This is a genomic window from Pelagicoccus mobilis (assembly GCF_016595505.1).
Lineage (GTDB): Bacteria > Verrucomicrobiota > Verrucomicrobiia > Opitutales > Opitutaceae > Pelagicoccus > Pelagicoccus mobilis.
The window spans coordinates 124074-137330 of record NZ_JAENIL010000003.1; the positions used below are offsets into that span (position 1 = coordinate 124074).

At 49.1% G+C, this 13257-nt stretch carries 12 protein-coding genes; 4 read left to right on the forward strand and 8 right to left on the reverse strand.

Annotated elements, in window-relative coordinates; translation table 11 throughout:
- Positions 1-128: 128 nt before the first annotated feature.
- From JIN87_RS02250 to JIN87_RS02260, 3 genes are all read right to left on the reverse strand, one after another.
- Positions 129-2588 (reverse strand): SLBB domain-containing protein, encoded by a 2460-nt coding sequence (locus JIN87_RS02250; protein WP_200353886.1) that lies wholly within the window; start codon positions 2586-2588, stop codon positions 129-131.
- A 332-nt stretch (positions 2589-2920) separates the two neighbouring features.
- Positions 2921-3349 carry a TA system VapC family ribonuclease toxin gene (locus JIN87_RS02255; RefSeq protein WP_200353887.1) on the reverse strand — a complete coding sequence of 143 codons (429 nt, stop codon included), beginning with the start codon at positions 3347-3349 and terminating at the stop codon, positions 2921-2923.
- A complete protein-coding gene (locus JIN87_RS02260; RefSeq protein WP_200353888.1) occupies positions 3350-3580 on the reverse strand; it encodes a hypothetical protein in 231 nt (76 codons plus the stop codon). It abuts the gene before it with no gap.
- A gap of 628 nt (positions 3581-4208) precedes the next feature.
- Here JIN87_RS02260 and JIN87_RS02265 point away from each other — a divergent pair.
- From JIN87_RS02265 to JIN87_RS02280, 4 genes are all read left to right on the forward strand, one after another.
- A complete protein-coding gene (locus JIN87_RS02265; RefSeq protein WP_200353889.1) occupies positions 4209-4652 on the forward strand; it encodes a hypothetical protein in 444 nt (147 codons plus the stop codon).
- A complete protein-coding gene (locus JIN87_RS02270; protein WP_200353890.1) occupies positions 4645-5178 on the forward strand; it encodes a hypothetical protein in 534 nt (177 codons plus the stop codon). Before JIN87_RS02265 ends, JIN87_RS02270 begins: the two co-directional genes overlap by 8 nt.
- Before the next feature lie 597 nt (positions 5179-5775).
- A complete protein-coding gene (locus JIN87_RS02275; protein WP_200353891.1) occupies positions 5776-6192 on the forward strand; it encodes a putative toxin-antitoxin system toxin component, PIN family in 417 nt (138 codons plus the stop codon).
- Positions 6189-6428, forward strand: coding sequence for a toxin-antitoxin system HicB family antitoxin (locus tag JIN87_RS02280; protein ID WP_200353892.1), 240 nt, complete (start codon positions 6189-6191; stop codon positions 6426-6428). The genes JIN87_RS02275 and JIN87_RS02280 overlap by 4 nt, the downstream gene beginning before the upstream one ends.
- A 182-nt stretch (positions 6429-6610) precedes the next feature.
- Here the strand turns inward: JIN87_RS02280 and JIN87_RS02285 are convergent, their stop codons facing one another.
- From JIN87_RS02285 to JIN87_RS02305, 5 genes are all read right to left on the reverse strand, one after another.
- The gene (locus tag JIN87_RS02285; RefSeq protein WP_200353893.1) at positions 6611-8170 is read right to left on the reverse strand and encodes a capsule assembly Wzi family protein; all 1560 of its coding nucleotides are present in this window, start codon (positions 8168-8170) and stop codon (positions 6611-6613) included.
- 366 nt (positions 8171-8536) lie between these two features.
- The gene (locus JIN87_RS02290) at positions 8537-9493 is read right to left on the reverse strand and encodes an NAD-dependent epimerase/dehydratase family protein (protein ID WP_200353894.1); all 957 of its coding nucleotides are present in this window, start codon (positions 9491-9493) and stop codon (positions 8537-8539) included.
- 6 nt (positions 9494-9499) lie between these two features.
- Positions 9500-10240 carry a glycosyltransferase family 2 protein gene (locus tag JIN87_RS02295; RefSeq protein WP_200353895.1) on the reverse strand — a complete coding sequence of 247 codons (741 nt, stop codon included), beginning with the start codon at positions 10238-10240 and terminating at the stop codon, positions 9500-9502.
- Between the two features lie 69 nt (positions 10241-10309).
- A complete protein-coding gene (locus JIN87_RS02300) occupies positions 10310-11263 on the reverse strand; it encodes a hypothetical protein (RefSeq protein WP_200353896.1) in 954 nt (317 codons plus the stop codon).
- A gap of 110 nt (positions 11264-11373) precedes the next feature.
- Positions 11374-12447 (reverse strand): ParB/RepB/Spo0J family partition protein, encoded by a 1074-nt coding sequence (locus JIN87_RS02305; RefSeq protein WP_200353897.1) that lies wholly within the window; start codon positions 12445-12447, stop codon positions 11374-11376.
- Positions 12448-13257: the final 810 nt, after the last annotated feature.

Sequence of the window (13257 nt, forward strand, 5' to 3'; positions counted from 1 at the left end):
TGAAAGGGAATTAAACAGCAAAGGACTCGAAGGTCGCGAAGGTTTTTACTATCTCCTGATTTAATGGTCAGAAGCTAGGTCTGCCAAATTTGCCCTTTGCGACCTTGGTGTCCTTCGTGGTTAGGAAATCAGAACGAATTGATGGCGGCGGCGCCGAGGGCGATTTGGTAGAAGATCTGACTGGTGGTGGTCCAGAGTTTTAGTGGGGCAACGCGATCGACGTCGATCGGTACAACAATTGTATCCCCAGCTTCAATACTGACTCCTCCTTTCGGGAAAAAGCGAGAACGCTGATCGACTCGAACTTCACCATTGGATTTGACGACATAAATCTGCTTTTTGTCCGCCTTTCGGGTCAAACCACCAGAGAGGTCGATGTAATCGAACTGACTGAGTCCACCTTGGTATAAGTGAGAGGTAGGGTAGTTGACACTGCCGATGATGGTAACCGCTTGTGGCTGTTGTTTGAGTATCAGTTGGTCTCCATCTTTTACGCTGATGTCCTTCTCTCCAGTGAGGACGTTGGGAAGATCAATGACGAGCCGGCCGACTGCCTCTGTATTCTCGAGTTGGTCAAGAAGGGATTGGGCGGTGTCAACGGAGTCGAGCGAAAGGGCATCGCTCTGCAGGGAGGCTGCGGCGATGTCGCTTTGAAGGCGCTCACGGAGTTTTTGCAAATTGGCTGCCTCTTGAATGCGTAAGCTCTCGCGAACGAAGATCGCTGAAGTGGGGTCGGCTAAATCGGTTAGTCCACCTGCACGCTCAATAATGCGAGACAAGGTCTCCCCGCGTTCGATGGTGTAGGTGCCGGGAAAGCGAACCTCGCCACTTAGGATAATGCTCTCTTTTTCTGTCCATTCGGGGATGCGTTTTACATGAACCTGATCGAACTCTTGCAGCGTGATGTCGCTCTGCTCTGAGAATTGGCTCAGATTGACGGGAATGAGGAAGGAGTCGCGAACGGTCTTTTCATTGTCTTCGAAGCGTATCAGTTCGGCTTGCAGTGTATAGGCATCTTCGGTGAAGCCGCCTGCTGCTCTCAGCAAGTCAGACGCTCGCATTGAACGGTCTAGTGGGTATTCGCCTGGGTGGCGGACGCGGCCCTCGATGCTGACGATTTTTTGGGGAGTTTCACTCGTGCCTTGAGCTTTGAGTTGGTTGATGATCGGCTGTAGTCCTTCTCTATTGGGAGTGGTGCCGTCGAAGACGAGAATTCGATCCTTTGGTTCGAGCTCGAGATCGTTTTCAGCTTGGTTCCCTAGGAAAAGCTTCTCCAGGCTAAATGAGCGGGTGCTGGTATCTCCGGTGATTGGGTTTCTGGATACAACCAATGCATAGTCTAAATCCGCTTCGGGAAGGAGTTGTTCGATGTTGGTGAGAATGTTCGAGATTCTCTGTCCCTCGCTCCATTCATAGTCGCCAGGGCGCTCCACCGCTCCCTCGAGGCGAACGAAGTTTTCAACCCGATCGAGAGAGGAGTAAATCCGTATGGTATCGCCATTTTGACCCTGTAACTCCAAGGAGGCACTCTGGTTCAAGTCGACATCAATTAGTTCCTTGAGTCCTTTAGGGGAAATGCGTTCGATCTGAGAGAGAGAGGGAAAGGCACGAGCGGTAAAACCGCCAGCCATGGCCACGATAGAGCCGATGCTATTTTGTTCTTTCAGTTCGTAGATAGCGGGGCGCCGAACTTCGCCTGCGATTCCGACCAGGGTTCCAACTGGGGGGACGAAAATGACATCGCCAGGTTGTAGACGCGCATCGGAAGAGGTGTCACCATTGAGGAGTAAATCGTAGAGATCGAGAGTGGCTACGATTTCACCGGACCGTTTGAGTTGAATGTTTCGTAGTGAGCCAATCGGGCGAATCCCGCCGCTTACGAAAAGGGCGTTGGTCATCGTAGACAGGGAGCTGACGGTGTAGGCTCCGGGGCGATTAACATCGCCTAGCATGAAGATGCGCATGGAACGCAATTCGCCAAGGCTGACAAAGGCCTGCATGCCTATCATCTGCTCGCTGACCTTTTGCTGGATACTGGTTTTGAGCTCGTTGAAGGTTTGTCCAGCCACGGGGAGGGGGCCAAGTTCAGGGACCTGAAGTATTCCGTCTCTGGATACGTAGAGATCGTAGGAGATGTTTTCTTTACCAAAAAGTTGGATGCGGACCTGATCGCCGGGGCCGAGGACGTAATCGACTGGTACGGGGATTTCCGTGGCTGGGGCGAAGGTGGTCGGGGAGCCCGCGAAAAGGTCGTAGCCGAATTGTTCGAGTGCCTTGTCGATGACTTTCGCTTCACTCTTCTCTTCGACTTCGGCCAGATCGGTTGAGCTTTCGAACTCGGACTCGATTTTCAGGTCAGTCGCTTCTGTTTTGGGTATTACGACTTCTGGTTGTTCGATGGGTTGGCTCGCGTTTTGGGCGGCTTGCTGGCTTTCGAATTTCCGGAGCTCTTCGATGGCTTGCGCTCTCAAGGGGGCGGGCAGGGAGTTCAGCTTGGCTTGCTGTTCCGGGGATAGTGTCTGGGCTTGGGTGCTGAGTGCTGTGCAGACTGAGAGGATGAGGAGGATAAAGGATTTGAGCAACTTCATGGGACGGGTGTTTTTAACCGCTAAGTACGCGGAGAACGCAAAGTTTTTTTAACCTCAAAGGATGTAAGATCGAAAGGTAGGGTCCGTTCGCCGCAGCGGACCGCGTTGCAGGATCAGATTGTGTTGTTTTTAAACCGCGAAGTTTGATCGTTTTTTGCCACAAGAAGGCACTACTGAACGGAGTGACACAGGAGCAAAGCGACCAAACAAGAATCGGGTTGTGATGGGTCTTCGTTATAACGAGGGCGGGTTGTGTTGTGGATGAGACCGGGCAGATAGGTCAGGATCGCTTGTAGCGATTTAGGTATCGCTGTGCGACGGTAGGTTTGTGGTCAGTCGCTGATGAGCTCGATGTGGTCGGCTTGTGGCGTGTTCTCCCTGGCGTTGATCAAGCGTTTGTCGAGCGTTGCGAGGATTCCCTGGTTATTGAAAGCGAGGAGAACGAAGTAAGCGTCCGTAATCTGCTTGGGACTGAAGCGGCTCAGGTTAAATTCGCGAAGACTGATGGAGTCCGGCCAAAACGTATGGTCGCTGCTCGCGACGAATTTGCTGAGATATGCCAATGCATCGCTTGGAGTTGTTTCGATTCCTGGATACTTTGGATTTGAGATGACTCGGGCGAATCCGTTTTCACTCATGGGGCAGCTTGCCCACGCAAAGCTTCCCTGTGTAGAAATCCACTCGTGGCAGTCGTTGTGGCGCGGATGCGAAGGATCGAAGAGTGCTAGGAGCACGTTTACGTCGAGGAGGTAGCGTGGCATCTAGTCGGCGTCCCTTAACTCGTTTATTTCGTCGATTGAGAGGGTGCTTGTTGGCTTAGAGCTTAGATCGAAGATAGGAATGCCGTTTCGGGTTTTGGTTGCTGTTTTGCGTTTTTGGAGACCCTTGCAAGCCAGATCTGACAACACTTCACCAAGGGTTTTGTTGTAACGCTCGGCGATTGCTCGGGCCCTTTGGACGATGTCGTCGTCTAGATTGACGGTAGTTCTCACAGTGGGAGCATCACGCATCACGCATCACCTGTCAATTGGCGTTGTTTCTAGCCACAAAGATCGAGAGGTAGGGTTCGCTCGCCGCAGCGGACCGCGTTGCAGGATCAGATTGTGTTGTTTTTAAACCTGCTCTCTCGAGGGCACGGAGTTTAGGAGAGGGATTAGGAACTAAGAAGTGCTCGGATCCGCCTCCTTTTCAATACGGCGTGACAAGGGGGGTGTTTTTTAACCGCGAAATGACGCTAAGGTTTTGAGCGGGTTGGATTACTGATTACTAATTACGGATTGAGCGAAGCGAGTCGAGTTGTGCTGTTTGAACCGCTAAGATCGCTAAGAACGCGGAGTTTTGGGTAGTTGTCAGGTAGGCCTGTGGCCAAGTACGTGACGCGATGCGACGTGAGGGGAATGCTCTTCAAGTTTTGGGGAGGTGTGAATGTACGAAAGCGACGAGGAGGCAATGCGTTAGGTCTGAGAAAGTGATTGATCGTTCCTATATTAAACATAACGTTATGTTTTATTATGAAATATCTGGATCGTGAAATGCTAGTCTCTGCTCTCGAGGAGCTCGGCAAGCTGGCCCTTGTTGAGGGTATTGATCTGGATATCTGCTGTTTACGGAGGATCGGCGATGTTGCTCGCGTATGAGTCTAGGAACGCGACCAAGGATGTAGACGCGACCCTCAATCCGAGCGAAATTGGAGTTAAGCTAGTCGCACGAGTTGCGAAGATCCTCTCTTTGCACGAGGACTGGCTAAATTCCGATGTTACCCAGTTTCTTGGGCCAAATCCGAAAGCAGGGCGCCGGAAACTTGAGCTTTCGATCCCTGGGCTGAATGTGCATGTGGCTACCGCGAATTCTCTGCTTGCGATGAAGGCGCTGGCTTGCAGGGATCCGCTGCCTGGGTATCGTGGCGACCATGAGGATCTTGTCTTTCTGATCCGCAAAATCGGTATCCAAGCCGTCGATGAAATACAGGAAAGGATCGACCTGTTCTTTCCTGACGAAGTCATTTCGGAGAGCAAGCGGAAGACTCTCGAAGGTTTGATTGAGGAGGCCGGTAACGATGGGTGAGCGAGCGTTGACAGCCCTAGGCCGCCCCCAAACCTTGAATGATGTCGCGGTTTGGTCCGAATCGCTTGAGGATTTCGGTTACAATCTGCGTGATTGGCAGCATGAAGTGTCGCGTCGTTTTTCCAGTCGCAAGCAGCTTGCTGAGAGCATTGAGGAAGCGCCGCCCTTGCTCGCTGGGCGGTTTGTCGACGGCGATGTGGCGGATGCTTACCTTGCCGCTTATGCGGAATGGCTTTCGCTTAATGCGGATATTCCATCGCCTACCTGGTGCCAACGGGGGCAACGTAGCTCGAATAAGCCTTGGTATTCTGGCCCCGATCAGACCTATTTAGAAAAAGCGGCTCCAATCAACTTCAGCAAGCGAGGGCTGTTTGCCGTTCCTGACAATGTTTTCATTCCTCGTCCAGGCCGGCCGAGGGTGTCCTTGGAATTGAAACGCGAAAAGGCTGCCGAAAGACAGCGTGCCTACCGCAAGAGGGTAAAAGCGATCCTGGACCGAGCTCGGGCTATGGGGATCGCTCCTTAGTGGATTTTGTCCAACCGCTGAGGTATTGATTGCATTGTGTTTTTGAACCGCATCTGTCTTCGCCATTGGCTACGCCGAGACAAGTCCGCCTCCTTTTCAATACGGCGTGACAAGGAGGGTGCTAAGGATGCGGAGTTTGGGTGGTTGTCAGGTTGGCCTGTGCCCAAGTACGTGCCGCGATGCGACGGGAGGTTTATGGGAGATGATGCTAGGCGTAGTATTGTTGATCTTTGCTCTGTGGTACTACCTCTGCGATCTTGGCGTACTCGCTTGTCTCGGCGTAATATCGTGAAGACGGAAGCAATGGCGGCGGTTAACTCTAAATCTTGCTTTCTGAACTGAGGTTTCGGCAGGATTGTATTAACCAGCGAGAGCACTGAGGTCGCGGCGGAAGTTTTTTGGGGGGAGGGGATTTGGAGCAATTGGAATCGGGGGGCTGTTTTTTTGACAGGATCAGAGAGCCATCCGAGCCTGCCCCACCAACGGTCGACCTAGTCTTGCTCTGGCTTGTTTTGGAGAGACCGACGCCAGACCATGACCGAATCATGCCCTATTCATCGTTGACTTTGGGTATGGTCTGGTTGCATATATGATACCATGCTGGTGGTTCTGGATTCGAACGTACTCTATGCTGGGTTGTACTCGTCAAAGGGGGCGTCTTATCTCGTGCTGCAAGACATTGCAGATCTTGTCTTGAGTGTGGGCTTATCCGTTGGCCTTTACGAAGAGTATTCGGATGTGCTGCGTCGGCCGCCCTTGTCGGATGATTTTACGAACGAAGAGGCAGAAGCGATTCTGGACTTTATTTGCAGTAGGGCGACGCTCTTGGATGTCTTTTTCCTATGGAGACCTGTTCTGAAGGATCCTAAGGACGATTTAGTCCTTGAAGCAGCTGTCGCCTTCGGGGCCGACGCTATCTTAACTCACAACACGAAGGACTTTTCCGGCTGCGAAAAATTCGGGATCAAAGTTCTTAGCCCTGGCGAATATCTAAAGGAGAAAGAAAAACGATGAGCGCTATAACAATCAGGTTGCCAGAGTCATTGCATCGAAAGCTGAAGGAGGTCGCTAAGCGCGACGGAATCTCGTTGAACCAATTCATCAGTTCTGCTGCGTCCGAGAAACTGTCTGCAGTGCTAACGCTCGAATATCTGCAGGAGCGTGCGGACCGTGGTAGCGATAAGGCATTTCGAGAGATCCTTGGTAAAGTCCGTGACCGTCCACCGCTTGAGTCGGATCCACTCGATTAGGGCGTGCTCTAACCGCGGATCCTCCTACGCATGGCTCCGGCGGACTATAGGTGCTGGGGTCGCGGAGTGATGTTTCAGGCGTGAGTTGTATCGCTGTATCTCGTGTCTGGAGATAGGGATATGCGGGCTGCGTTGGTAGCCTCTGCGTTCTTAGCGTACTTGAGCGTAGCGGGCGGTTAAAATCAAAACGAAGTGATGACAGTTAGGTGCCCTCCGAAGTCGCTTTCGTTTTCTCCTGTGGCGAGGTTGTCTTCGTCGATGTAGTGGATGCCTCCTGATGTCCGGAGGTTAGAAAATTGAAAGTTAAGGATTGGCGAGTCTGAGAAATCTAGCTCGAAGAAGAGTTCTAGTGATTGCCCCTCTTTGGGGGCGATGGTGACGGAGTTTGGACCTGCTCCATCTCGATTGAGCGAATAGTTGCGGTATTTTGCTCCCCAGAGATCTCCATTCTCTTTCACGATGAAGCCGCCGATGGAGCGCATGATGCCGTCACCGTCCATCGCATGCCCGATGGCTTTACCTTTGCGGCGGTAGCCGGACTTGTAGATATGGTGGTTATAGGCTGTGTTAAAATCGCGATTGGGGTGGGATTCGGGGTCACGCCGCAAGTAGCCGGCACGGGTATCGGCCCATTCGAAATAAGCCCTCCAGGTAGCGTTTTGTGATTCAAGCTCGCCCCAAGCTTCGATGCCAGCAAGTAGCATATTAGCATCTGGCAAGAAGCCATCCTCGTCTTCCCCAATCAGTTGAGCGTACTGAGCGATCTTGAAGCCTGGAATTCGAAGTCGATAATCGACTCCTGCCAGTTGGTTGCCCGGCTCGTTTTCACTGTTGATGCCGTTGACGGCATTGTCTTCCCCAAGGAGCAGCTTTTTGAAGGTGCTCCAGTCCTTGGGGCGTCCTTCGCCTGCCCATTGCGCAGTCCGGCTCAGACCGATGTCCAAGTTCTTCCATCCAAAGGGGGTGAAGTCGATTCGCATGCCAAAGAGCAAGGCGTCAGAACCCCAAGGAATAAGAATGGTCTCTGGTTCGCCTTCTTTTCCAGCGTCTGGATTTGGACGTTCTCGTAATGGCTCTTCATTGTCGAGTTGTCCCATGAAGGTGGTGAAGGTCCACGGGCCGATCCAGTTGAGCCATTTGGTTTTCCAGGCGTCAGGGGAAATGCGGGTCAAGGACACGGCGGGTGCCGGGCGGGCATTGTTGGAAAGGATCAGTGAGCCATCCCAGCCGGGGCCCCACCAGCGGTCGACCTGATCGAGGGCGAGTGACCAGTTACCAAGGGCGACGGCCAGATAGGAGCCGTCAAAGCGTAGATCGTCACCGTCGAGTGGGTTGTCGGCGTAGGCTATTGAAATATTTCCAGCGAACCATTCGCTGAGCCATGCTTGTGAGATGGATGCTTCGAACTGCTCTCGTGGTTGGTGGCCGAAAGAACGAAAAGGGAGTTTGTCTGAAGCGATCGAGAGAGACGTTTCGGTCGGACGGTAGCCTAACTCGCTTTCGGATCTGTAGATGCTGAGCAGCCTGTTTTGACCGTCTTGGTAGGTTCTCTCGTCGAGTTGGGATTCGCCAAAGGCGTTTCGCCCCATTGGCCATGGCCAGGTTAATACCGCACTTTCGATCGCTCCAGCATCGCGAAGCAGCTGCATGTCGTGGCGAGTCGTGATCGAGTCCGACTCGATGCGTGGGGAGGCGATCGCAGTTGATACGATCAAAGGGGTCAGGAAAAGGGATCTGTTCATGCGTGAATTCGGGGAGGAACTAACCGCGGAATACGCGGAGGCTGCAAAGTTTTTTTGGTTCTTCTTGTGGTCTTGGTGGGGGCTGTGAAAAGACGCGAATCTACGCAAATGGGTAGCGGTGAAAAAGGGTGGGTATTGTCTTCGGGTTAGCCTGATGCCGCGAAGCGGGACCTATTCGGCCAGAGCCGACTTGACGATTCTTGAGAGTTGAGTGTCAGGTCGGCTTTGCCTCATAGGCGCTGCGCAGTTAGGTTTGGTTTTCAAGGAACTACCATTCGCTAGAGGTGCGCGATTGACTTTTGATGTTTGACCCCTTCTGCCAAACCCGTGGCTATTGAGGTCGCTGGGCGGTTGGAATTTGCGATTTTACGACTTAAACTCGTGTTCGATTGTTCTCTTCAGTCCTTCTCCCAAGCTCACGGGAGCTTTGAATCCCGTCTTTTCGATTGATGTATCAAAGAGAGTGTCAGAGCAGAATTTTTTGACCCGTATCGAGCTGATGGGAAGTTTCTTGCCGGTGACTTTTGCTAGTATATCGAAGCAGTATCCAGCGAGGATTCCAAGTGCATAGGGCAGTCGGAATTTTGCTTTTTCAGGCAAGCCGAGAGCGTTGTGAACGTTAGCGAGGAGCTCGTTCATAGAGAAGTCGGGTTTGTCGACGTAATTGTAAGTATGGATGCCAGGGGTGAACGATAGCGAGTGTCGGATGAAGGCTGCAACGTTTTCTACATAGGCCATCGATTTTTGGTTGTGGCCGTTGCCTATCATTGCGAACTTCCCGGATGCGATTTGCTTCAGTAGGTTATATACGTTGCCTCTATTGTTTTCTCCAAAAACGACTGTGGGTCGTATTATCACGAGCGTCCTCTTGTTCGGAGCCTCCTCTTGCCATTCGCGAAATAACTTCTCCGCTTCCCATTTCGTACGGCCATAGTCGTTAAATGGGTTGATTGCCCCGTTTTCATCAGTTCCCTTAGGTGCGAAACCATAGACGGCGACGGAACTGGTAAATATAATTTTTTTGCAGTCTTTTCTACGGGCGACTTCGCATATGTTACGTGCCCCGTCGACATTCACCTCATCGTATAGTGATCTAGGTGTTACGTCATCTCTGTGTTCAGCTGCTAAATTGACTATTGTGCTTTCTCTGTCTATATTAGCAGAAAGCTCTTCGAAGTCGCGAACGTCGCATGGTTGCCAGCTATTTGGATAATTAAGGCTTTGCCTAGTATCTAGTATTTTTATCGTGTTTGCTTTTGCATGAATTGCTTTTGCAAGTCGTGAACCAATGAACCCGCTTCCCCCGATTAGTGATATTTGCATGTTATTCTATTTTCTACTGAATTGAAGGGTCTTGCGGAGGACCTTTTTGATTACAAATATCGTTCCTCCGTTTTTGAAAACATCGTTATATGATTTTCTGGATTCGATCCAACCGGTAATGTATGCGTTCATACTGTTAGTGCTTTCTCCGCCGTGAAGCATGAGTGTTGTTGTATGTGGGTAGTAGGCTCCTTGGACTCGGAGATTGTTGAATAGTAGGAGTTGTTGCTTTAGATCTGAGGAGATTTTAAGGTTTGGATCGAACGTGGGTTTTAGTTTTTCGAGAGTGCTTCGGCGTATGAATAAGGCTGGGTGCGGGATCTGCTTGGACTTGAAATTTGAAGCATCAACATTGCCAGTCTTCCAGTGCCGAATAATCCTCCCGTTGCTGTTGATGATCTTTATATTACCGTAGACTAAGTCGCAGTTGGAGTTGGAGAATTCCTTTTCGATCTCCGACAAAATGTCGCAATGGGCATATTGGTCATCCGAGTTCAGGAATGCTACGATGTCGCCAGTTGCGTGTTCGAACCCTTGGTTCATTCCGTCGTACACGCCACGATCGCATTTGGAAATTACTTTAACATCTGGATTGTAAGATTTTGCGATTTTAATCGTGTTGTCGTCGGAAATCGCATCTTTGACGATGTGTTCTACTCTAACATTTCTTTGATTCTTAACAGACTCGATGGTCTTGTGTATCGTCTTCTCGCTGTTTTTTGCTGCGGTTATGATTGAAAAGAGCACTTTCGGAAGTTGGGTTACTGTTTTTTTGGCTGAGAAGTATTGGATGCATGCTTAAGCGTGCCTGTTCGATTAGTGATCGAGCTTTGAAGCGATATTTCTTGCTACTTCTTTCCAAGCAAATCTGGAAGTTAGATCTAGTCTGCTTTTTGTGATTCTGTCTTCGTTTGTCGCTCCGATGGAGGCTTCTGTTTTGTTGAAAAACGAGATAGCTTCATTGATGGAATTCACGTGTTTAAATCTTGAATAGTGCGGATTGATCCAGTCTATCTCGCTGGAAAGGTCGGAAAAGGAGGCAATAGTGTCCCCGTTGTAAAGGTGTTCCATCAGTTTCAACTTAAAACCAGACAGGAATTTGTCTTCGATGATTGCTGGAGATGGATTGCCAAAGTTGTCGGAGATTACTTCCAGCTTCGCGTTTTTTAGGTATTTGTGATCTGAACGACTTAGCTTTGAAGCTCGCTTGGGTAGCCAATCGTTCGATCCAAGTGTTTTGATGGAAGTCGCATTGTAATTCAGCGGAAGGTTCTCTTTTTGGGGGATACCTGGGGGGCTTGCGTATATGGGTAGGTCCGGCCAGGTTTCACTCGCAATCGCTCTTTCTCTCTCGCTTAAAAAGAGGAGTCTTTGAGATGATGCCGCTACGCTGTTAAACAGGTGGGAGGACCCGCACCTGTAGAAAAGCTGAATATCTGGTCTGCTTTTGAAGGAAAAGTGTGAAAACAGATTATGTATGATAAAGAGATCTGGCTTTAGGGTTCGCGAAAAATCCGCCAGCAGCTCGTGGGATACAATCGTGAATTTACTCTTTTGGCTTGTTTTTTTTACATACTCTACCTGCATCTTTTGCCACTTCTTACCCCAGATTGGAATAAATCTACGGCATGGGTGCGCCAGTTCCAGTGTATTGACACGAATACCGAGCTCATTCAGTGCTTCCGTTAGACGCTTGTCGTATATGGATCGTCCGTCATTGCTGCTTAATGGGAGGCAGACGTAGGTGATGTCTATTGTTGATGTTGTCAAATGATCTAATTCTAAGCGATTCAAACTGATTGCTGTATTTGTATGTCAGTCGGTTGGCTTGTTTATTTATGTATTGTCTGCTTTTACTGTTCGTTGAGTTCGAGCTTGTGTCAGTTGTGGTGATTGTGGCTTTCGTTGAAGGTCTTGAAAACGAACCCCTTGCCGAAGAGGCGTATTTTTATCCATCGCAAGGTCCTCCACCACCATGTCTGGCGTTTCATTTTTCGTTTGAATGCCGACGTGTAGAAGCGATTTAATCTGAACCCAAGGTAGGATTTCATAAAAGAGCATAGGGAGTACTTAAAATTGGTCTCTATATCAAATTCCTTGAGTAGATGCTCTGCTTTTCGGATTTTCTCTGACTCTTTGAATGTGATGTCGGTTACGATTGCGTCAATTGTGTTTAGCTTAAGTTGCTTGTGTGCTTCGAATCTATGATGTCCGTCGATGATGTAGTGACTGCCGTCATTTTCAGTGCTCAATATGATAGGAGGTGACTTTATTCCCTCTTTGATTGAAGCAGTGATGGAGTTTATTGAATCGCGATTTGCTTGCCATTTCGGTCCTTTTCCTTCGAGCCAAGGTGATGTGATTTGCGATATGCGGGTCGGCGTTACTCCCATCGTTTTCGCCTCATAGTTGCTTACTGACTTGTTGGTGTTGAAGTCTTCTATGAGCCTATCTGGGTGGTGTTCACGATCGTAAGACTGAGTCTTTTCGAAATTCTCAAGTTCTGTAAGTGATTCTGCGAATCCTTTCGCCATTTGTTTGAATCGAACTCGATCAAGTGCAATTCTGAAGTCACGATAATGGATGTGGACTTCGTCTGTGACGAAGACGTCTTGTAGTTCGATTGTGAATTCGTTGCTGAAGTATTCGCTCTTGTTTGGGGTTGGCGAATTTTCAAGGAACTTGAGTTGGCGTTCCTTTCCCCCAGCAATCATTATTGTTGTTGGGTACTTGTGCTCTTGGTAGCTGGGGTTTTGCTCCAGAAAACTTCTAACATCTTCGGTAGAGCTTTTAATTATGTCTGCGTACTCAAAGTATTCATCCAGTGAAAATACAGTTCGAAATTCCCGATGATGAATATGGATATTCTCTGCGAGATCGATGAATAGTCTTGAATGATGCTTTTCTCTGTCTGGTAAGGTCGATTTGTGGAGTATTTTTCTAACTGATCCCATTTTGGTTTCTGTGCCTTTCTAGTGTGATTATTAGTGTCGTGATTAATATATTAAAATTTATAATGTTTATCTTTATTGATATCAATGATAAGTAGGAGCTTATATCGGTCGTAGTTGCTATGTATGCCGCGTAAGCAAGTGTGGTGATGGCGGCTAGGAAACCTAGTTTGGATTTTCCTTTGCTATATATGTCGTACATTGCAAAGGAAATGCGGATTTGGATTATGCAAGATGTTATAAAACATAATCCTGATGTGATGTGATTAGGGGATGTGTTGAAAATGATGCTTGCTAGTGATAGTGCGTACAGTGTGAGCGAAGCGGCAATGAGTAGTAGGTTTTTTTTGTTTATCTTGAAGCCTGTTTGGCCATCGCTGATGGCCTTTTGTCTGAAGACTGTTGCGATGAGGACGAGGGCAGTATTGATTGCCAGGAATATTCTGAAGCTAGTGATTTGTTCTAATCTTAGCAGTTCTTTTGCGAAAAATATTTCGACGTATGATATTAATATGATGCACTGAGAGTTGAGCCATGCCCATATGGTGTCTTTTTTGAGGATGATGACTCCTTTATGTTGTTTCGATGTGTAAAGGTGTATCAGGGCGGCTGTTGAAAATAGCAAAATTGTCCACGTTAGGGTAATGTCTAGATCGAGGTTTATAGCAATAACTGTTGCTATTAGAGCACAGGTCAATGGTGCTAGGTCGGTCAGGTAGCTTAAGTGCAGTTTTTTGATTGCCCACAGTCTGCTATATGAAATTGCGAGTGAGTGTGCGGCTATGACGTAAAGAAAAATGGATGTGTTTGAAG